This is a genomic window from Fumia xinanensis, assembly GCF_014384905.1.
GTDB classification, from domain to species: domain Bacteria; phylum Bacillota; class Clostridia; order Oscillospirales; family Ruminococcaceae; genus Fumia; species Fumia xinanensis.
The window spans coordinates 1-21,892 of sequence record NZ_JACRSV010000005.1 but is presented as its reverse complement, the minus strand read 5'-3'; the positions used below and the strand labels follow the sequence as shown (position 1 = coordinate 21,892).

21 protein-coding genes are annotated in these 21,892 nt (G+C 44.8%); 19 read left to right on the top strand and 2 right to left on the bottom strand.

Annotation, left to right across the window (positions count from 1 at the left end):
* Positions 1–23: 23 nt before the first annotated feature.
* From tagD to H8710_RS12265, 19 genes are all read left to right on the top strand, one after another.
* Entirely contained in the window at positions 24–425 is a 402-nt protein-coding gene (gene tagD / locus H8710_RS12355; protein WP_249296151.1) for a glycerol-3-phosphate cytidylyltransferase, read from the top strand.
* Positions 422–1,522 (top strand): glycosyltransferase, encoded by a 1,101-nt coding sequence (locus H8710_RS12350; protein WP_249296150.1) that lies wholly within the window; start codon positions 422–424, stop codon positions 1,520–1,522. The genes tagD and H8710_RS12350 overlap by 4 nt, the downstream gene beginning before the upstream one ends.
* Positions 1,523–3,031 carry an O-antigen ligase family protein gene (locus H8710_RS12345; protein ID WP_249296149.1) on the top strand — a complete coding sequence of 503 codons (1,509 nt, stop codon included), beginning with the start codon at positions 1,523–1,525 and terminating at the stop codon, positions 3,029–3,031.
* 193 nt (positions 3,032–3,224) lie between these two features.
* A complete protein-coding gene (locus tag H8710_RS12340) occupies positions 3,225–4,052 on the top strand; it encodes a LicD family protein (protein WP_249296148.1) in 828 nt (275 codons plus the stop codon).
* A complete protein-coding gene (locus tag H8710_RS12335) occupies positions 4,045–5,505 on the top strand; it encodes a flippase (protein WP_249296147.1) in 1,461 nt (486 codons plus the stop codon). The genes H8710_RS12340 and H8710_RS12335 overlap by 8 nt, the downstream gene beginning before the upstream one ends.
* A 170-nt stretch (positions 5,506–5,675) precedes the next feature.
* Positions 5,676–6,041 (top strand): TnpV protein, encoded by a 366-nt coding sequence (locus H8710_RS12330; RefSeq protein WP_346727119.1) that lies wholly within the window; start codon positions 5,676–5,678, stop codon positions 6,039–6,041.
* Positions 6,038–6,298 (top strand): DUF6809 family protein, encoded by a 261-nt coding sequence (locus H8710_RS12325; RefSeq protein ID WP_249296145.1) that lies wholly within the window; start codon positions 6,038–6,040, stop codon positions 6,296–6,298. The genes H8710_RS12330 and H8710_RS12325 overlap by 4 nt, the downstream gene beginning before the upstream one ends.
* A 197-nt stretch (positions 6,299–6,495) precedes the next feature.
* Positions 6,496–6,699 carry a helix-turn-helix domain-containing protein gene (locus H8710_RS12320; protein ID WP_177796036.1) on the top strand — a complete coding sequence of 68 codons (204 nt, stop codon included), beginning with the start codon at positions 6,496–6,498 and terminating at the stop codon, positions 6,697–6,699.
* Between the two features lie 33 nt (positions 6,700–6,732).
* The gene (gene hsdR, locus H8710_RS12315) at positions 6,733–9,078 is read left to right on the top strand and encodes an EcoAI/FtnUII family type I restriction enzme subunit R (protein WP_249296144.1); all 2,346 of its coding nucleotides are present in this window, start codon (positions 6,733–6,735) and stop codon (positions 9,076–9,078) included.
* Positions 9,079–9,080: 2 nt separating this feature from the next.
* Positions 9,081–10,601 carry a class I SAM-dependent DNA methyltransferase gene (locus H8710_RS12310; RefSeq protein WP_249296143.1) on the top strand — a complete coding sequence of 507 codons (1,521 nt, stop codon included), beginning with the start codon at positions 9,081–9,083 and terminating at the stop codon, positions 10,599–10,601.
* A complete protein-coding gene (locus H8710_RS12305; RefSeq protein ID WP_249296142.1) occupies positions 10,598–12,064 on the top strand; it encodes a restriction endonuclease subunit S in 1,467 nt (488 codons plus the stop codon). Before H8710_RS12310 ends, H8710_RS12305 begins: the two co-directional genes overlap by 4 nt.
* A 10-nt stretch (positions 12,065–12,074) precedes the next feature.
* Positions 12,075–12,611, top strand: coding sequence for a hypothetical protein (locus tag H8710_RS12300; RefSeq protein ID WP_249296141.1), 537 nt, complete (start codon positions 12,075–12,077; stop codon positions 12,609–12,611).
* Between the two features lie 45 nt (positions 12,612–12,656).
* Positions 12,657–13,364, top strand: coding sequence for a TIGR02391 family protein (locus H8710_RS12295; protein ID WP_249296140.1), 708 nt, complete (start codon positions 12,657–12,659; stop codon positions 13,362–13,364).
* 22 nt (positions 13,365–13,386) lie between these two features.
* A complete protein-coding gene (locus H8710_RS12290) occupies positions 13,387–14,439 on the top strand; it encodes a DUF6236 family protein (protein WP_249296139.1) in 1,053 nt (350 codons plus the stop codon).
* 98 nt (positions 14,440–14,537) lie between these two features.
* The gene (locus H8710_RS12285) at positions 14,538–15,374 is read left to right on the top strand and encodes a hypothetical protein (protein ID WP_346727118.1); all 837 of its coding nucleotides are present in this window, start codon (positions 14,538–14,540) and stop codon (positions 15,372–15,374) included.
* Positions 15,375–16,554: 1,180 nt separating this feature from the next.
* Complete coding sequence (locus H8710_RS12280; protein ID WP_249296138.1) at positions 16,555–16,881, top strand: DUF3847 domain-containing protein; 327 nt, start codon at positions 16,555–16,557, stop codon at positions 16,879–16,881.
* 2 nt (positions 16,882–16,883) lie between these two features.
* On the top strand, positions 16,884–18,356 hold the full coding sequence (gene mobQ, locus H8710_RS12275; RefSeq protein WP_249296213.1) for a MobQ family relaxase: 1,473 nt from the start codon (positions 16,884–16,886) through the stop codon (positions 18,354–18,356).
* 84 nt (positions 18,357–18,440) lie between these two features.
* Positions 18,441–18,803, top strand: coding sequence for a hypothetical protein (locus H8710_RS12270; protein ID WP_249296137.1), 363 nt, complete (start codon positions 18,441–18,443; stop codon positions 18,801–18,803).
* Positions 18,804–18,880: 77 nt separating this feature from the next.
* Positions 18,881–20,542 (top strand): recombinase family protein, encoded by a 1,662-nt coding sequence (locus H8710_RS12265; protein WP_249296136.1) that lies wholly within the window; start codon positions 18,881–18,883, stop codon positions 20,540–20,542.
* A gap of 90 nt (positions 20,543–20,632) precedes the next feature.
* Here H8710_RS12265 and H8710_RS12260 read toward each other — a convergent pair whose 3' ends face one another.
* Positions 20,633–20,962, bottom strand: a complete 330-nt coding sequence (locus H8710_RS12260; RefSeq protein WP_249296135.1) for a branched-chain amino acid transporter permease — start codon at positions 20,960–20,962, stop codon at positions 20,633–20,635.
* Positions 20,959–21,892 (bottom strand): AzlC family ABC transporter permease (locus H8710_RS12255; RefSeq protein ID WP_346727117.1); only part of this gene is annotated, 934 nt, incomplete at its 5' end. The genes H8710_RS12260 and H8710_RS12255, both read right to left, overlap by 4 nt.

Genomic DNA, 21,892 nt, shown 5'->3' with positions numbered 1-21,892 from the left:
TCAGGGGAAAGGAATTTATCCGAATGAAAAAAGTCATTACTTACGGCACCTTCGACCTGCTCCATTACGGGCATATCAACCTGCTGCGGCGGGCCAAAGAACAGGGGGATTATCTGATCGTCGCCCTGTCCACTGACGAGTTCAACCGGGGGAAAGGAAAAGAGTGCTATTTCCCTTATGAAAAAAGGAAGGCTTTATTGGAGGCCATTCGCTATGTAGACTTGGTCATTCCCGAGACCTCCTGGGAACAAAAAAGGGAGGACGTAAGGGAATTCAAAGTGGATGTTTTTGTAATGGGGGACGATTGGAAAGGAAAATTTGATTTTCTCAGCGACCTCTGCGAAGTGGTCTATCTGCCGCGGACACCTGAGATTTCTACGACAAAAATTAAAAGCGACCTCCTTTCCAAGGAGGAATCGGATTGAAAAAGACAAAAATACTGATGGGAATTATCGGAAAGGGGAACGGCGGACTTTCTACCTATGCGGTCAACCTGTTTCGTAAGCTCGATTCAGATGTGTTTGACTGCACCTTCCTTTCCAATGATCCCCATCCCTATTTCGAAAAGGATATCAAAGAACTGGGCGGGCATCTCAAGGTAATCGCCGCCCGAAACCGTCACCCAAAGCAGCATAGGGACGATCTGCGCCGGATCATGGCGGAAGAGCAATTCGACGTTTGCCACATCCACCTTTCCTCTGACAGCAACATCTGCCCTTTGGTGGAGGCGAAACGAGCGAGGATTCCCATTGTTATCGCCCATTGCCACAGCGCAAAGGTGGAGGGCTCCCTATATCCGAAAGTGCTTCACAGGTTCAACAAGCCAAAGGTTCAGAAAATGGACATCATACGCCTGGCCTGCTCTAAGGCGGCGGGAGAGTTCGCTTACGGTGACGCGCCGTTTACTGTTGCAAACAACGGCATAGATTTGAAAAAGTTTGATTTTGATTACCAGATTCGGGAGAAAACGCGCAAGGATATAGGTGTTTCGGATCGTTTTGTCATTGGACAGCTGGGACGGCTTGTTCCGGTAAAGAACCACGAGTTTTCTTTGAAGGTATTCGCCGAGGTGCTGAAAAGGCATTCTCGTAGCAGCTTTTTGATCGTGGGAGGCGGACCGCTGGAGCAATCGCTCAAAGAAAAGGTTTCTGAGCTGGGGATAGAGGACAAGGTGATTTTTACCGGCAATGTCCGCAATCCCCAGGATTATCTGAACGCTATGGACTGCATGATGCTGCCTTCCCTCTTTGAAGGGTTCCCGCTGACCATTGTGGAAGCAGTGTGTTCAGGCCTTCCCTGCTTTATTTCCGATACGGTGACAAGGGAAGTGGAAATTTCCGATTTGGTGCAATTTATTTCCTTGGGGGAAGGTCCAGAATCCGTGGCGAAAAAAGTGTTAAAGGCAAAGGATATAGAGCGAACATCTCAAGCTGAATTGCTCAAAGCCCTTCATTACGACTCAGATGAACTGGTAAAAGACATGGAACGATGCTATCTCAACCAAATGACAGGAGGAGAATAAATGGAAAAGAAAGGCTTTTGGTCCAGACTGGTGAGCACCATCTTCGACCATAATACATTTCGCATGGTGCTGCTTGTGGTGGTTGTTCTCCGCACCTGTGCATTTTTAAATCCTATTGTGGGCCCGCTGGTGAAGTTCACTTTACTCTGGTCTGCCTGCATTTTAGTAAAAGACCTGTTTACCGACCGGCTTTTCATGGTCAACCGGTATCGAGGCATACTATATCTGTTTTTGATTTCCTATGCCATTACCTGTCTGGTTAACCGTCAGGAGAATTTTGCTCGAAATCTAGCCATGCTTTGCTACATGGTGGTAAATATGATGGTGCTATATTCTTATGATGGGAAAAAGGAGCCCGGGCAGGTCAAGCAGGAGCTTCTCCGGTTTAACCATGTATTCATGATCGTTTCGTTTGTAGGGCAGCTCATAAGCTTCCTTACCTACTTCTTGAATCTGAAGTTCAGCTATCTCATCGGGGATGACATCTTCTATTACGGTGTTTATAACGGAAGAATTTGGGGCTTTTACACCAACCCCAACGCCGCCAGCTTTTTCTCGGTGCTGAACATCATGTTAACGGTGGTTTGCCTCATCATCCTGAAGGGAAATCTCCCCAAACGGCTCAAATGGTTTTACATCGCAAATGCATTTGTAGAGATGATGATCCTCTTTATGTGCAACTCCCGCGGGAGCGTTCTGGCTCTGTGCTGTTACCTTATCCTGCTGCCAATTTTGATGGGCATTCCTCTGTACAAAACGGTGGACGACAAAAAGAAGCTGAGTAAAAAAATTATCGCCGCGGCGATTATCCTACCACTGGCGGTCAACGGCGCCCATGAGTTGGCAATCGGCGTGCTGCCAAGTCTTGTCATTAAGGATTCAGCGATTAGTCAGCAGCTGGTGGACAGCCTGCCCAACACCGGTATTCCATTAAACGACGACATGGCGGGAAACGCGGCGGCGGATCTGGAGCGGGAGGACTACGGTTCCAAATACGGCGGGCGGTATTTCCTTTGGCAGTCCGGCTTGCATATTATCGAAAACGATCCTCTCTTCGGCGTCGGAAACGACAATGTACCTATCCATGCATATCGCTATGCGGCTAGATACTTTACAAATTTTGGCGACGACGTTTATCTCCCCGGCGTAACAGGTGGACTTCATAACCTGTTTTTCCAGATAGCGGCGGCATCAGGGTTGGTGGGCCTGGGCATCTTCCTGATTTTTGGGCTGATGGTACTCGTCAGGGTAATCCGATATATGATCTGGAGCTATAAAAACAAGAATCAAAACATGCTGGCAATCGCGGGAATCTGTATCATCGTAACGATATTGCTGCGCACCATGACCGACACCGGCATTGTGTACGGCCATTACTATCTGGGCGTCATTTTCTGGATGTATATGAGTGTCATCATGTATTTTATCGACCGGGAATATCCCAACAGCCCAAAACCGATTATAGCGCGGCTCCATGATAAGATTTTTAAAAAATCTGCAGGGAAATAGGAACCCGGCCCATTAATGCAATCGAAGATTGCGGGCGGGTACCGAACTGGCATCGCTCTGGAATCTTGTTGTTGCACAATGAGAACCCGATTCGCGGACGCAGTCAGAGATTACGGATGGATGTTGGACGGTTACTGTCCGAGAACCTTGCTATTTTACAATAATATTTTCCTTTTAGAAGGGTATGGTTGAAATGGATGAAGAGACTCTCAAACGGGTCCAGCAAACGGTTAACGAAATTTTATTGGTCATAGACGGCTTTTGTCGGAAGTACCAGGTGCCCTACTATCTCTTTTATGGCTCCGAGCTGGGGGCTGTGCGGCATCACGGCTTTATCCCCTGGGACAACGACGCGGACATCGTTATGTTCCGGGAGGATTTTGAACGGTTTCGGGAGTTGTGGCTACAAAATCCCGTAGAAGGGTATTTTTTTCAGGACGTGGAAACCGATAAGGGCTATACGGTGAAGTTTGCGAAAATCCGGAAGAATAATACTGCTTTTGCCGAGGTAGAAAACAAGGATTTGGAGATGCACCACGGAATTTTCGTCGATATTTTTGTATTGGACGATTATGTGAAAAACCGATTTCTCCGCCGGGTCACAGAGCTCATCACCATGTTTGATTTCAACGCCAAGCGGCAGTATGTGCCAAGCCATTCGGGGCGGTATCTCTACAAATTGACCAACCGGATTTTCAAAAGTGAAAAAATCTGCAAGTGGTGGTACCGGAAGGTGTTTCCGAAGCTGAAAAAAGACGATACTATGTGCAGTGATATTATTTCCTACACCTTCCGGCACAAATACGACTTCAAGCGGGAATGGCTGGGGACGCCGCAATATGTGGAATATGACGGGTTTGAGCTGCCGGTTCCGGAAAACACTCATGAGACCTTGAAGGTCTGCTACGGGGATTATATGACCCCGCCGCCGGAAGACAAACGGTTTTCCAACCACAAGCCCCACTATCTGTCGTTTGACCATGAATATCATCCCAATTTAAAAGAGGGCGGACATGTCTAAATCGATTGCGACCAATTCCATCTATAATTTTGTACTCAAAGTGTTCCGGCTGATTGTTCCGGTGTTGGTGGGCCCGTATATCCAGCGGCTTTTTGACAAGCAGTTGTACGGTGCCTTTAACGATGCTAGTACTTGGCTGGACTTTGCCCTGATTTTCGGCGTTTTTGGAATTTACACTTATGGCATTCGGGAACTGGCGGGAGTCCGGGACGACAAAGAAAAGACCAAAAAGCTCTATTCCAGCCTGTTTTCCATTGGTATTGCCACCAATGTCATCGTACTCATCGCCTATACCGGCGTAGTGTGGTTCTCGGTGGAATCCATGAGCAAGATGATTTACCTGGTTCTGGGGCTTAAGGTGTTCGCCAACATCTTCATGGTGGAATGGCTTAACGAGGCGGTAGAAAATTACCGGTTCATCACCATCAAGACGGTGATAGTACGGCTGATTTACGTGGTGGGGATTTTTGCTTTCATCCACAAGCCGGACGACGTGGTCAAATACAGCGTTATCATCGTCTTGACCGATATTCTCAACAATCTCATCAGTTTTATATACGTGAGCAAACGGATTCCCATCAGTTTTAAAGACCTGGAAATAAAAAAGCACATTGTTCCGCTTATCAGCATTCTTATCATATCAAATGTCAATCTCCTATATACTCAATTTGACAAAATGATGCTGGGGCAGGTGGTGGACAAAGTTTCGGTGACGGTCTATAAGACGCCTCAAGATATTACGTATATGATTTCAAACTTGCTGGCCTCCATTGTCATGGTGGCGGTGCCACGGCTTGCATACTATAACAGCAACAACAAGCAGGCACAGTACATGGAACTGCTTAATAAGAGTTACAAGAGTTTTATGTTAGTGGTTTTCCCCGCGTGTGTGGGGATTGCCTGTCTGGCACCGGAGATCATGTGGATTTACGGCGACGGCAAGTATGACGCGTCGATTCCGGTTCTTATCATTTTTGCCATTCGAACGATGGAAAGCTCGGTCTACACGATCTGCGCTAACCAGGTGCTTTATGTAAAAAACCAGGAGAAATTCCTGGTAAGAATTTTGCTGGTCGGTGGCATTTTAAACGTTGCTTTGAATGGACTTCTAATCTGGATGGGGCTTTATACCCCGGTGACAGCGGTTTCCACTACCTTGATTGCAGAAATAGTCGTTATGGTGATAATGTTCTGGTTTATCCGCAACAGACTTGGTATCGATTTCCACTTCTTCACAAGGACGAATGTCAAATATATTTTGTTGGCGTTGCTGTTTGTCCCTATTACCTGGCTGATCAAACAGATGGGATTCGGCGTGATTGTAAACTGTGTTGCTATTGTACCGATTTGCATTTTCGTTTATTTCGGAGCGCTGCTGCTACTTAAAGACGAGACGATGCTGTTCTTAACAAAAAAAGTTTTAGGTAAGTTTATGACAAAACTGAAGAAATAGAAAAAAGCTCCCGGCTAGTTGGCGGGTGCTCGTAAAACAGTTAAACCAAAAATTTAACTATTTTACGGCATCTGTCAGACGGGGTTGGCTAAACAAAGTTAGCGATACTTGGTTTGATAACCGAGTATCGCTTCTTTTTTTACCCGTAAAATGCTTTTATGGAGGTACATATGATGCAGGAACTGAATTATATCCGTTGCGGTAATTACTATATTCCCGATATTCGCTTACCGGAGGAAAACAGACCTATTGGACGGTGGGGGCGTATGCACAGAGATTACATCAAGGAGCATAATCCCATTCGGTTCAACGATCTTTGTCTCAGCGGCGAACTGTGGACGTATTTGGCTGACTTGAATGAGCAGGCACAGAATCGACTTGAACTTATCATCGAGCAAATGAAAGCAACTGAAGGTGTGACAGAGAGCTTGAAGCAGCACGATCAGATGGCATGGGTTGGAGCTATGAGCAGCATCCGCAACCGAGCAGAGGAAATCATCCTCCGTGAGATGATCTATGAGGAGGATGCCGTATGAGAATCCTTGAGGAATTTTGGTGCGGCAACATCGAGCCTACAGAGTACGATACTTCTTCTAAAGAGTACAAAAAGCTACTGGAGCTGATTTGTAGGAATGAAGAAAAGCTCAAAGCTACTATGACAGACGAGCAAAAAGAGTTGTTCGACAAATACTCCGACTGTGTGCGTGAATATCAAACCATTACGGATTGCTTGATATTCCAGAATAGCTTTAAGCTGGGAGCCAGAATAATGTTAAAAGTCATGGAAGAATAATCATATATACCATGCGGGACTGGTGCTCAAATCGGGCACAAGTCCCTTTCTTTCTTCTTAAAACAGACATAATATTCCGAATCGCAAAAATTAGTTTGCGTTCGCAGATATTAAGTTTGCAAAATGGGTATAAATTTTCATATTTATGTGTTATAATAAAGAAAATTGGGCGATTTACCACAAGGAGGGCTTCCGTTATGCGTATCAGCTACAACAAACTCTGGAAGATGCTTATTGATAAAAATATGAAAAAGAGTGATTTGAAAGAAAAAGCTGGCATCAGTTCTGCGTCCCTTGCTAAGCTCGGCAAGGGAGATAACATTACTACAGATGTTCTCCTTCGTATCTGTGAGGTAATGGATTGTCGGATTGAAGATATTCTTGAGACCGTCCGTGACTAACCAACACCGAAAATTTGATTAGGAGGATTCGATATGACTATATTGGGCAAGAAACAGATGTCAGAAGAAGACATCAAGTTAAATTATATTACTCCGGTCATTCTCAAGGGTTGGAAAGGTCACATTACGATGGAGACCAAAATCACAGATGGTCGGATTAACATCAGAGGAAATATTGTGGCTCGCAGCAAGCCTAAGTTTGCCGACTATATGCTTTATCTCAACGACGGAAAGCCCATCGCTGTAGTTGAGGCAAAGGATAATAATCATTCTGTATCGCATGGTTTACAGCAGGCAATGACTTATGCTCAGATGATGGACTTGCCGTTTGCTTATTCTTCAAACGGCGATGCGTTCTATGAGCATGACTTCTTGACCGGACAGGAACAGCAGATCGCTTTGGATAAGTTCCCGACCCAAGATGACCTGGTAGCGAGATATTACGCCGAGTTGAATGGCGGCAAGGGCATTTCCGACACGGAAAAGAAAATTATTTCTCAGCCGTATTATTCTTCTCAGAGCACATATCCTCCACGCTACTATCAGAGAAACGCAGTAAATAGAACCGTCGAAGCGATTGCCAGAGGACAGCAGAGATTGTTGCTTGTCATGGCAACAGGAACAGGCAAAACATATACTGCTTTCCAAATCGTGTATCGTCTGCTCCGTTCTGATCTCAAAAAGAGAATCCTGTATTTGGCTGACAGAAATATTCTTGTTGACCAGAGCATTTTGCAGGACTTCGCACCGCTTGAAAAGACCATTTACAAAGTGGATTTCTCCGACAAGGACTGTCTGAGTAAGATCGCATCCCATGAAGTAAATTTTGCGCTCTATCACCAGATGGTCGGACAGAATGACGAAGAACACTTCAAGCAGATTCCCGCAGAGTATTTCGACCTCATCATCGTGGATGAGTGTCATCGTGGAAGTGCCAAGGAAGATAGCAACTGGCGCAAAGTTTTGGAGTATTTTTCTTCTGCAACCCAAATTGGTATGACCGCCACACCCAAGGAAAGCGAAAAGGTATCAAACATAGATTATTTCGGAGATCCCGTTTACATCTATAGCTTGAAGCAAGGCATTGAGGACGGATTCTTAGCTCCCTTTAAGGTTATCAATATTACGACCAATATCGGTGACGGTTGGAGACCGTACAAAGGACAAACCGATATTTACGGCAACGAGATTGAAGACCGCATTTACAACAACAGGGACTACGATTACAGCATCATTCTCCAGGATCGTATTAACGAGGTTGCAAGGGAGATTACCGAGTATCTGAAAAGTACCGGCAACAGGATGCAGAAAACCATCGTGTTCTGTGCTTCCGAAGATCATGCTGAACGCATGAGAATTGCCCTGATCAACCATAACGCTGACATGGTCAAAGAGAATCCGGACTATTGCGTAAGAATCACCGGTTCCGATGTTTATGGTAAGTCCAAGCTTGACTATTTCATCTCCGTGTCCAGCCCTTATCCGGTTATCGCTACGACCTCCGAACTGCTTTCCACCGGAGCCGACTGCAAAATGACAAAGCTGATTGTCCTGGATAAGACGGTTGAGAGCATGACCACTTTCAAGCAGATCATCGGTCGTGGAACCCGTATCAGAGAAAAAGACGGCAAAACTCACTTCGTCGTTATGGACTTCAGAAATGTTACAAGACTCTTTACTGACCCTGATTGGGACGGCCCTATCGAGCAGGACGAAGGCTTCCAACACGGCAGCGGAGGTAACAAGCCCAAGGGCGGCGGTCATGGAGGCGGAGGGAAAGAACCTCCCGTTGCCCCCGTTGAAACCCCTATTGTTGATAAAGACGGATGCAGGGTGAAAATCATCAACAAGACCGTTTCTGTCTATGATGCCAACGGCAAGCTGCTTCGACAGGAAGATATTATTGATTACACGAGAACCAACATCAAGGGCGAGTATGCTTCTCTGTCCGATTTCATCCGCAAATGGAAAGCATCTGACAAGAAGAAAACCATTGAGCAGTCCTTTATGGCAATGGGCATTGATATGAAAGCTCTAAAAGCAGATCAAGGCATGTCTGATGTCGATGATTTCGATTTTATCTGCTATGTGGCATACGGCAAGAAGCCGCTGACGAGAAAAGAGCGAGCAAACAATGTGAAAAAGAAGGACTTTTTCAGCAAGTATTCCGCTGAAGCACAAGCAGTCTTTTCTATCCTCTTGGACAAGTATATGAACCAAGGCATCACCGAGGTTGAAGACATAAAGGTTCTTTCTCTTGCGGATTTTGCCGAGTTTGGAAAGCCTGCAAAGATTGTAAAGTTGTTCGGCGGCAAGGCGCAGTATGAGGCTGCTATTAAGGAACTTGAAGCGAACATCTATGAATTAGAGGTAAGTTAATTATGGCGATGCAGTCAGGTTTTATAAAAAGAATCCGTGATATTATGCGCATGGACGCAGGTATCAACGGCGATGCTCAACGAATTGAGCAGATGGTATGGATGCTTTTCTTGAAAGTATACGATGCCAAGGAAGACGACTGGGAACTGAATGAGGACAACTACGAATCCATCATTCCCGAAGATCTCAGATGGAGAAATTGGGCAAAGGCAGACAGCAACGGCCACGCTATGACCGGAGATAAGCTGCTGAACTTTGTCAACAACACTTTGTTCCCGGTACTGAAAGGCAATGATGTAAAGGAAGGCGACACGATTATCTATGAGGGTATCAAGGTTACACCTGATACTCCTATCAAGAAAGCAATCGTAAAATCGACCTTTGAAGATGCCAACAACTATATGAAAGACGGCGTTTATCTCCGTCAGGTCATAGATGTCATTGATGAAGTGGAATTTGATGATGTCAAGGAAAGCCATGCTTTCGGCTTCGTTTACGAAGAAATTCTGCGAGAATTGCAGTCAGCCGGTTCCTCCGGTGAGTTTTACACCCCGAGAGCCGTAACCGAGTTTATGGCGCTGATGATCAAGCCGAAGCTTGGTGAAAAGATGGCTGACTTTGCTTGCGGCACGGGCGGCTTTATCACTTCCTGGCTTGGGCAGTTGTCCAAGCAGGTCACCGATACTTCTGCGCAAAAGCAGCTTGATGACAGCATTTACGGCATTGAGAAAAAGCCGTTCCCATATCTGCTCTGCGTAACCAATATGCTGTTGCATGATATCGAAGTTCCGAACATCTATCACATGAACTCCTTGAAACATAATCTGCTGGACTATACGGATGCAGATAAGTTCGACGTCATCTTGATGAACCCTCCCTATGGCGGACATGAGGACAAGTCCATACAAGGCTTCTTCCCCGATGATCTGGCAAGTTCCGAAACCGCCGATCTGTTTATGTCGGTGATCCTGTACCGCTTGAAGAAGAACGGCAGAGCCGCTGTTGTTGTGCCGGATGGTTTCCTGTTCGGTTTGGACAATGCAAAAGTAAACATCAAGAAAAAACTCATTGGCGAGTTTAATCTGCACACCGTTGTAAGACTGCCCAGCTCTGTGTTCAGCCCCTATACTTCCATCACGACCAATCTGTTGTTCTTCGATAACACAAAGCCGACAACGGAAACATGGTTCTACAGAGTGGATATTCCGTCCGACAGAAAGCACTTTTCCAAGACCAAGCCGATGGAGTTAAAGCACTTCGATGATTGTATCGCTTGGTGGAATGATAGAAAGGTAATTCCGGACGGAGAATACTTCAAGGCGCAGAAATATACTGCCGATTATCTGCTGAATGAGCAGGGCTGCAACATTGATCTTTGCGGCTATCCTCACGAGGAAGAAGAAATTCTTGACCCGCTTGATACGATCAGAGAGTATCAGGAGAGACGAACCACCCTCAATGCCGAAATCGACAAGGTTCTTGCAGAACTGGAAGCATTGCTGCCGGGAGGTGTGAAAGAATGACCCCCGAACAGTTAAAGGCAAGTATTCTTCAATATGCAATCCAAGGCAAGCTTGTTGAGCAGAGACCGGAAGAAGGAACAGGTGAGGAACTGTATCAGCAAATACAAGCGGAAAAGCAGAGACTCATCAAAGAAAAGAAAATAAAAAAGGAAAAACCGTTAGCTGATATTACCGATAACGAAATACCGTTTGATATCCCAGAAACTTGGGTTTGGATTAGGGTAGGCGATACCGGCTCTTGGGGTTCAGGAGCAACACCATCCAGAACCAATCCCGCCTATTATGGTGGCTCTATTCCATGGCTAAAAACAGGAGATCTAAACAATGGATTTATAAAAGAAGTTCCTGAGTACATCACAGAGTTGGCATTGGAGAAAACGTCCGTAAGATTAAATCCGGTTGGGTCAGTTCTGATGGCTATGTATGGGGCTACAATAGGAAAACTCGGCATATTGGAAATTCCGGTTACAACAAATCAAGCTTGTTGTGCTTGTATCCCCTACGCAGGAATGTATAATAAATATCTATTTTATTATTTGATGTCCATGCGCAAAACCTATATTGGAATGGCCGAAGGTGGAGCACAACCCAATATATCGAAAGAGAAAATAGTAAATTCGATACTTCCTCTTCCGCCGCTTGCCGAACAGAAGCGCATCGTTGCCAAGATAGAAGAACTTCTTCCGTATGTTGACCGTTATGCTGCTGCCTACGAAAAGTTGGAACAGTTTAACGCCAAGTTCCCGGAGGATATGAAGAAGTCCATTCTCCAATATGCCATTCAAGGTAAGCTCGTAGAGCAAAGACCGGAAGAAGGAACAGGCGAAGAACTGTACCGGCAGATTCAAGCAGAAAAACAGCGACTGATCAAAGAAAGCAAGATTAAAAAGGAAAAGCCGTTGGCTGAAATTACGGAGGACGAAATCCCGTTTGATATTCCGGATAGTTGGAAATGGGTGCGGTTGAATGATGCGGTTCTTTCTGTGGCTGATATTGACCATAAGATGCCAGAAACAGTAGAAAACAATGGGTATCCATATATTTCTCCAGTAAATTTCACGCCAACAGGAATTGACTATGATAATGCTAAGATGGTTGGAAAATCAGATTTTGAGCATTTATCCAAGAAATGTAAACCGGAAAAAGGTGATATTGTATTTCCGAGATATGGAACGATTGGCGTGGTACGAATGGTAGATACAGATAGGGAGTTTTTGGTTTCGTATTCATGCTGTACTGTGAAAAATATGGCAAATTTAATGCATCCACAGTACGTGTTTTATGTTCTTCAAAGCGGGATGATAAAGCAGGAAATCAATCGGTATATAAATAAAACCACACAACCCAATGTTGGACTGCAATCAATCAAACAATTTTTATTTCCCTTACCTCCCCTTGCCGAGCAAAAACGTATCGTCGCCAAACTGGAAGAAATCCTACCGTTGTGCGAACGGTTGAAATGAGGTGAGGTGGATGAAGAAGTTTATAAAGAATCCATGGACCCTTGGAATCGGAACGACCGTCATAGGTAGTGTTCTGCTATCCTTCGTGATGGATTGGATTAACAAAGTCGATTGGCTGAGTACGCTCAAAGCATTGCTCCAATTCGTTGGCAACGCCATTGTAGCTTTCCTTAACTTTGAATTAAAGGTATGGTGGGTGCTGGTTGTACTTGCACTTCTGTTCGCAGCGTTGCTGATCTATGTGAAAATTCTTGATACCAAGCAAAAAGATACACCCATACCTTTTCTGAGTTACACAAAAGATTCTATGCTGGGTTTGTCCTGGGAATGGGAATATAGTAAGACTTACGATGGGAAATACACTATTTCCCATCTTCATCCGGTCTGTTCAAAATGCGGTATGCGGCTTAAGCAAAGTGGCATGTATGGATTGGAAATGGAATGTCTGCGATGCAATACAACCAAGAAGTGGGAAGACCACTACTTAACCGACGCACAACTGCTGATTGAAGATAATATCAAGAAAAGATTTCTTCAAAATCAGTAAATACCATTGTTTGATAAATAATTGGCTGAAATGAGGTGAACCGCAATGAGGAGAAAAGAATACGCTTGTCCCAATGGCTGTTCTCTGCCACCCAGAAGAAAGCAACTAAGGGAATATAGCGACGGTACATATGGGTTTGACTTTTATGATTTTACATTCTGTCCTTGTTGCGGCAGTCTGATGCCATATTCCCTAAAGAAACTCAAAGGATTTTTTGAGGTATACAATATCCACACAGCGTTATCGGATGCCGTACAGCTTATATATAAATCCGAGTTTGAGTCGGCAGCACGTGAAGCTTTTATAGCTGTGGAGAATTACCTCAAAAAGAAATCGGGCTTGGATTCGCATGGATTCGATCTGGCAACAAGAGCACTTTCTTTTGAAATAGACAAGCAGACCGGTGAAATCAAGAGGTCTCCCCTTATTGCAATCAATGATCTGAAAAATGAATCCGAGCGCAACGAGCAGGACGGCATCAGGTATATGCTTATGGGCTTCTTCCAGGGACCTCGTAATTTGTACCAACATAATCACATTGGCTCCGGTGTAAGCAATTCTATTTCCGTAATCATCGAGGCATCGTTCTTCCTTCATCTGCTTGATGGTCATAGTATCACGCAAAATGGACGTTGGATTCCAGAAAAGATGGATTATCGGGAAATCTTTCAAAAGATGCCTAAGCGTATTGATCGTTGGAAACTAATACACCTATTGAAGAAACGTGCTTGTAGGTCGAAGAAAAATCATTGATGAACCCAAAAGAGGTGGAATTATGGCACAAACAATTTTGTATTATCCAACAATCGATATTCAAGATGGCGCTTGGTTGAGAAATGCCATTCTGTATTGGGATGAGGTGTCATCCATTGTCCCCTATGAGAACTATCCGGATTTTTCCCCGGAATTATTGTATCTGCAGGAATTAGGGGTATATAAAGCTGTTTATCCTCGAGAACTGTTCTTCTCTGAGTTTGCAGAAGATTTTTGCAATTCTATCGTAAAAAGAATTTCTGATTATGAGTTAAGAACCACCAATAATGGAACTCAAAATAGCCGAGTTAGGATGCACAAAAACAAAATATATGCACCGGCTTTACACGAGTTGCTTCACTACAGAAAGTTACCGCCACAGTTATTGGATTATTTCGGAGATAGAAGATATATACACGATTACAACACGGATGGTTGGATGGAGATAGACAGCAAAATAGCACAAATATACATGAGAACACTTGCGGAGTATTCGATAAAATGCTCTGGCAAAGACATCGTATTAGGTACAGATACATCCACCCATAGCCGAGAAATCTATAACAATTCTCGCAACCGTGCAGATCTACAAGCGCAGTGCTGCAAAATTAATATAGAAAATTGTTTGCCTCAACCTTCTATTGATGTAAGTTTTGAAGACATCCTTGAGTTCAAAAACAGAAGAAAAGATGAACTTAATGCATTTAGAACGAAAATCAGAGAGTTGGAAACAAACATATATAATGCCGACAGTCCAGAGTTAATACGGCACTATGAAGCTCAATTTATAGAGGGATGGCAACAGTGCTCTCAGGATTTTTATAAGGCACTTAAGGACTCGAGAATTACATTTTTCTTGAGTAGTTTGGTTAGTTTGGTTGGAATACCGTTCGTTGGTCAACAGTTATCATCACACATTGGTCAAGATGTTACTTCCGCAATCCAAACAGGAGCACAATTGCTTAATATTGGAATCGGTTATTTCGATTACAAAAATAAGATTAGCCCAGCAAAATCAGACGGTGGATTTAGCTATATTATTAAAGCCAACAAACATGGACTAATTCACATCTAAAGCTAATGTGGGGTAATTTCTCGTGGCAATTCGTTGTATTGCTGTCAAGGTAGAGAAAATCCGATTGATATATGAACAACTGGAATGAGGTGAGAATTGTGGGAATGGTCGGCATGGGAAATGAATGTTATTTATACGTTAATGGCATTTCTGTCTCAAAACAAATATGGCTACACGATACGGTCTGCCTTTTTCCGGCAAAGTCAGCAATAAAGTGGCAGGAAGTTATGCCGTTATTTGAAAATGATATAGATTTCTCCATAGCTGTGCTATGCAACCCTACAATCGCCTCGCAGCTTCATATTATTGGAGATGACACAGAACATCTAATCGCCAATGCATGGAATTCACAATGGGATTGTGTTTTGTTAGGTGCTCTATTCAATCACAATGTTATGTGCAATCTGCAAAGTGATCAGCCAATCGAGCAAATTGCAAAGGCTGAGCACATTCATATAACCAATTATGAATTACGTGCACTGTTATCAGATATCTACAACATATCTGAAGAAGACGAGTCGTGGTTGGAAAGATACTATGAAACGGCATATAAACTTTTAGAGAAAGACAGTTTCCAAACCGCAGTACACACCATGGCAAGTTACAGATGGCATTCTGTACCTCGTGTGCAGTTAGCTGTTATTTGGTCTGGAATCGAATCGCTGTTTAATGTGAACACCGAGGTTAGCTTTAGAATAAGCCTGTATATTGCTAACTTTCTTGGTCAAAACGAGGCACAGGCGCAGCAGATATTTAAGCAAGTACGAAAAATGTATTCTTCACGTTCCTCTGCCGTGCATGGTAATAAGACAAAGGACAACCTTGAAAGTGCAGTAGAAGAATCCGCAAATTTACTGAATCGGATACTTAAACGATGCGCAGAGCTGAACAAACTTCCAGATGTAGATAATTTAGTATTCTGCGTAAACAAATAACTGGAAGAACGGCGCTAACCACAAAGAGTTAGTGCCGTTTCTCGTGAATTTAACTTCGACACAACCTGTGTCGAAGTTGCTTGTGCCACTTTTCTGCAACTTGCGGCGAAGTGATTTTTAACTTCTGCCCAAGTTGGGCAGAAGTTGGATTTTAGACTTCCGACCAACTTGGTCGGAGGTCGTTTTTTATTCCCGACAAGTTGTCGGGAAGTTGATTTTAGAAATTCTGTCCAACTTGGGCAGAATTATTTTTTTACAAATTTTTCTTGATACGCTTCTAAAAATGTCTTTCTCGTCGGCTACCATTGGGGGATAAGTTTTTTCTGAGACCGCTCCCCAAAACGCCACTTCCATCGGCTACCACTTGAAAGGAAATTTCCTGCGCCGGGTACGAATCTGAATGTTTTTTCTGGAGGTATATGAAGAAAGTTTTCCAAAACCCGTTGATAATTTGCTCCTAAATGTCCTAACCAGTAGAGGGGCCTTTTTCTGCCCCCGTTGAAAAGCGCTCTTTGAAATTCCGAATATAGTGAGAGACATTCAGAATCTTGACGCATAAGTGATGTATCTGTATAATGGTGGTACAACTGAATACCAATGTTCACCATAGGTCGGTTTCATCCGACACGGTATCGGCACACCGGAAGTGCCGAACTGCTCCACCACGCCTTTGGTTCTGTCGGCGGGAGCTGTAGAAAGCAGAACCCGACTTTGATTTTTCAGAGCCGATTACATAGAACATCACTTTGAAGCGAGAGCCATGCTCCCGCCGATTTTTGATGCTCTGTGTAATCGGCTCTTTTTGTTTTCTTCTACATCCAACAACTGAATGACCGTCCGAATGGGATATGACTTTGAGATGACATGAGCGAAGCAACGTCGGGGTGAGACTCCTGGGCAGGAACGACATTCGGGTAGAACGGCGAAAGCGTTTTTAACCCTTAGTTTACTAAAGGCGCACTTCTATACGGGTGTGTTCCACACCCGTATGTGCGCTCTGCGAGGCTGACAGCCGACAACTGCGAAGTTGCGTCTGTTCTGCGTCACTCCGTTCCGAACAAGGGGCTGCACCCCTTGCACTGTTTCACAGCTATCCCAGCGCCCTTGTGAGCACGAAACGATTTTTTAAATCCTTCCGTCCCCACAAGGCTGAAAACAATCATCACACAAAGGAGGTTCTATGGACTACAAACCTAATCCCGAGCTTGAAAGGCTCAAAGCAGAAAAAGAGAAAAACGAAAAAGAAATCGAACAACTCGACCACAAAATCACCCGACTGGAAAACCGACAGAAGTATTACGAAGATGGTGAACGCAAACGCCGCACACATCGTCTCTGCACCATCGCAGGAACTTTGGAAAGCATTGCACCGGAGATCAAGGAGTTGGACATCACTGAGGTGATGGAACTACTGGAATATATCTTTCACAGGGATGATATTCAGCAGGTTCTTCACCGCATGAAGAAGACTCACGATTTCAGAAACCACCGAGCAAAGGAGGGGTAAGTATCGCTTTATATCATTTCCATGTAGATCAAATCAAGCGCAGCGAAGGTCAATCCGTTGTGGCATCCGCTGCCTACCGAGCAGGCGAAAAACTGCACAGCGAGTATTACGGCGAGGACAGCGACTACACCAACAAGGGCGGTGTGATTTGTTCCGAAATCTTACTGCCACCCCACGCACCGAGAGCGTATGCAGACCGAGAAACATTATGGAATGCCGTTGAGAAAGTGGAGAAAGGAAAGAAAGCGCAGCTTGCCTACAGCTTCGATATTGCCTTTCAAAATGAATTTACCCAGGAAGAAAACATTGCTCTTGCAAGACAATTCCTTGCAGAACATTTTGTCAGTCGTGGCATGGTGGTTGACTTCGCTGTTCACGAACCGGAGCGAGAAGAAGGCGGCATCAACAATCCGCACTTTCACTTTCTGTGTCCCATTCGCCCTATCGAGCAAAACGGAAAATGGGGATTGAAGCAAAGACGAGAATATGTGCTTGATGAAAACGGCAGCCGCATCCCCGATGGCAAAGGCGATTATGTGTTCAACGCAGTGCCTACCACCGATTGGGGTTCTGCGGAAACCTTGGAGTTCTGGCGTGAGCAATGGGCGGTGATGTGCAACGCCAAGTTTGAAGAAAAAGGCCTGGATGTTCACATCGACCACCGCAGCTATGAACGGCAAGGCGTGGAGCTTCTCCCCACAAGGCACGAAGGCCCGACAGTCCGAGCCATGGAGAAGAAAGGCATCAAGACAGAAAAGGGCGAGTTCAATCGTTGGATCAGAAGAACCAATGCTTTTATCCGCAATCTTCGTAAGAATCTGTCCCTCCTGCTTGAAACAATCAAAGAGATCAAGGCGGAGCTGAATAAGCCGCAATCCGATCCCGTTATCATTCCTCTGCAAAGATATTTTGATATGCGTAATGCCAAAGCTTATTCGCAGAAAGCCAAGGTCAGCAATCTGAAGGAACTGAACGAGATGGTCCATTATCTTATAGCCAGCGAAATCTACACCATCGAAGATTTGGAAAGCCGTGTATCGACCCTCAGAGACACCGTTGACGAATTGAAAATTACCATGGATGCGGAAACTGCCCGCATGAAAGAAATCCACAAGATGCCTGAATACGCTTCTATCATGAGAGAGCTGAAACCGATTGTAGACGGCTTACAGAAAATCAAGTTCGACAAGGCAAAGGCGAAATACAAGGCAGAGCACGAAAAGGAATTGAAGCAGTATTACGCTGTGAGACGGAAGCTTTTGGAAGTATTCCCCGAGGGAAAGTACGACCAGAAACTACTGGACAAGGAGTACGCAATGCTTGAACAGACTCACGCAGAAACCTATTCCAAGTTTGTTGCTATCCGTGACGAGCATAAACGCATTTGGCACATTCAGTCCTGCGTGAACAAAGGACTTGGCAACACTGAGCATACACGTGAGAAGAAAGATAACCGCAAACAGGAGGAACGATAATTCCTTCCCTTCGATTCCATTCCTATCCGATCAAGTGGACAATTTGTCCACTTGATACTATCAACTCAAGAAAGGATTTTTACGATGAGTGAACAAAAGAAAGCAATCGACATGACACCAGAGGAACTAAAAGAGTGGTTTAGTTCCTTGACCGTACCCGAAGATGACGAGATACCTTGCTACCATTTCTCCAACCCCGACCCGTATTGGAAGCATGAGCCGACGCCAGCGGATGCACCTCGCCGCAATATTCGTTTCGATGAAAACGGCAACATTGTGGTCAAAAACATTTCTGCCTACTGGATTCCGGAGCTGACCGTTACCGAAGAAATCAACGGAACAGTCTACACCATCACCGGCAGCTATGAGGGTGAGGACAGCTTCATCCGTAAGTTGGAGCGCATCGCAACGAGAAAGTTTACAAATCAGTTAGGGGGACATCAATGACAGAAATTCAGAAGTTTGATATAATAGAGACAGCCAATCCTGTACTGACAGTTGCTCCGATTGAGGAGGAAACAGAAATGTTAGGAGCAACAGACAAAATCACAGCCCTTTATTGCAGACTGTCTGTTGAGGATATGAAGGATGATAAGGCTGGCGAAAAGGCTGACGAGTCAAATTCGATACAGACGCAAAAAATGATCCTCCTTCAATACGCAAAGCAGAATCATTTTCCGAATCCCACATTCTTTGTGGATGACGGTTACAGCGGTGTTGACTTTGACAATCGCCCCGGTTTCCAAAAGATGCTTACAGAGGTAAAGGCAGGTCGTGTTGGCACGATCATCACCAAAGACCTTTCAAGACTTGGACGAAACTCGGCGTTGACCACCTTGTATATCAACATCGTTTTCCCGAAAAGCGGTGTTCGATATATCGCCATCAATGACCACTTCGATTCCATCGACATGAACAGCGCCGAGTGCGACATGGCAGGTATCAAAAACTGGTTCAATGAGTTTTTCGCAAAAGATACCAGCCGCAAAATTCGTGCTGTGCAGAAAGCAAAGGGCGAGCGTGGCGTACCGCTTACCACCAATGTTCCTTACGGCTACATCAAGGACAAAGAGAATCCGCAGACTTGGCTTGTTGACCCCGAAGCGGCATCCGTTGTGAAGCGTATCTTTGATATGTGCATGAACGGGCGAGGCCCTTCGCAGATCGCCAATCAGCTAAAAGAAGATGGAGTTCTCACTCCTACCGCCTACAAGAACAGCATGGGCATCAAGAGTCCCAATACCGCAGCAGAAAACCCATGCGGGTGGAACGCAAGCACCGTAGTTCATATCTTAGAACGCAGAGAGTACACAGGCTGCACGGTTAACTTCAAGACCTACACCAATTCCATCTGGGACAAGAAGCAAAGGGATAATCCCATCGAAAAGCAGGCCATCTTCGAGGACACCCACGAAGCCATTATCGAAAAGGATGTCTTTGAGAAAGTGCAAATCATTCGCCAACAGCGACAGCGCAAAACCAAGTCGGGATGTACAAGCACCTTCTCCGGTTTGGTGTACTGTGCTGATTGTGGAGAGAAGCTGTACTACGGAGCTACCAACAACGGCAAACGTGAGGGTGCTTTCTTCGATTGTTCGCTTCATTGGAAACACAAGGACAAGTGCGGAACGCACTTCATCCGTGAGTCTGTATTGGAGCGAATGGTGCTGAAGCACATCCAGTTGGTGATGGGGTATATCCTCAGATACCGTCAGCATTTCATCTTCGTAATGGAACAACAGCTCCAGTTGGAGTCAGCAGAAAAGCTACAGACGAGCCGTAAACAGCTTGAACGCAATGAGCGCCGTATCGCTGAACTGAAAAGGTTGTTCGTCAAGATCTACGAGGACAACGTGAAAGGCAAGCTGAATGACGAGCGGTTCGAGATGATGAGCCAGAACTACGAAGCGGAACAAAAACAACTTGAAGCAGAGGTTGTCGCTCTGCGACAGGAAATTGAAGTACAGGAAAGACAGAACGAAAATATTGAGAGGTTCATCCGAACGGCAGACAAATATGTGGACATCGAGGAAATCGACCCGTGTATGCTGCGAGAGCTGATAAAGGCGATCTATGTGGAAGCACCCGACAAGTCCAGCGGTAAGCGCAGACAGAAGATCCACATCGAATATGACGGTATCGGCTTTATCCCCTTGGAAGAACTTGCGAAAAAGGAAACGGCGTGACCGAAGTCACGCCGTCCCTTGAAAACAGTCGTTTTCAAGCATTTTTCAAAATAACTGTTTTACGAAGCCCCGCCCGTCGGGAGCTTTTTTCTATATAAATACGAATTGCACCAAAATCATGTAGGTCACAGTACCGATGCCTATGCTCAGCAGGGTATTTCCTTTCCACAGGTGAAGAACTGCAATGACGGCAATTGCAATGATTTCAGGAAGTCCAAATGGAAAAGCGGCTAGGGAAATATTTTTAAGACAGTAGACGACCAGCATACCAATCATGGCAAAAGGAATTACATTGCCGAGATATATAATGTATTTTGGCGTTTGCTTGCTGGACGGAAAGAGAAGAAAAGGCAAAGCACGGGTCAACGCTGTAGTGACGGCAACGATGCTAAAAAATAAAGCTGACTGGAGGATAGTCATAGCAGTTCCTCCTTTTCCATAGGCTTTTTCAGAAGAGTAATCAATAGTAGAATAACGATCATAGCGGGAATAAGGAAATTGGAGGGGCCAAAGAGTATCAGACAAATGAGAGAGGCTCCCACCCCAACTATTACGGGGAGATGGTTTTTCGTAGCCTTCCACTGATTGATGAAAATAACGACGAAGAGCGCAGTGAGGACGAAATCTATTCCCTTGGTGTTGAATGTGAGGAAGGAGCCCAGCACCGACCCCAGTAATCCTCCCATAATCCAATATAAATGATCTAAAACAGCAATAAAGAACATAAACCATTTGTAGCTTACACCCGCAGGAGGATGGGCAGTACAGAGAATCGAAAAAGTTTCATCACATAAACTGAAAATCAGATACAGCTTGAGTTTGCCAGCGCTATTAAATTTTTGAAGCATGGAAATTCCATAAAAAAGATGGCGGGCATTGACCATGAGCGTCATTAATACGGCGCTTATGGGATGAAAGCCCAAAGAAAGCATTCCTACAGAGACAAACTGCATGGAACCCGCGAATACAAATGTACAGGTGAGCACAGTCCAGACCCAAGAATAACCGGCTTCGGTCATTAAAATTCCATAAGCTGCTCCCAAGACAATGAAGCCGGTCAAAACGGGAATAGTGTGCGGAAAGGCAGCTTTTAGGGCCTTTTTCTTTTCCTCCAAAATGACTCTCTCCCTTATAAAGCATAAAATTAGCAATATTATAATGCTTTCATATAGTAAAGTCAAGAAAGTCCAACTATACAAAGGGCCTAAAAAGAAACCAGAGAAATTAGATGAAACCATAAAGAATGCTGAAAAGGGAAGAAAGAGGGAGAACGGTGTTGACAAAGGGGGAAGGGTGTGGTAATATAGACAAGCTGTCACTTGAAGGCCAGGAAGAAGCGGCGGAGAGGAT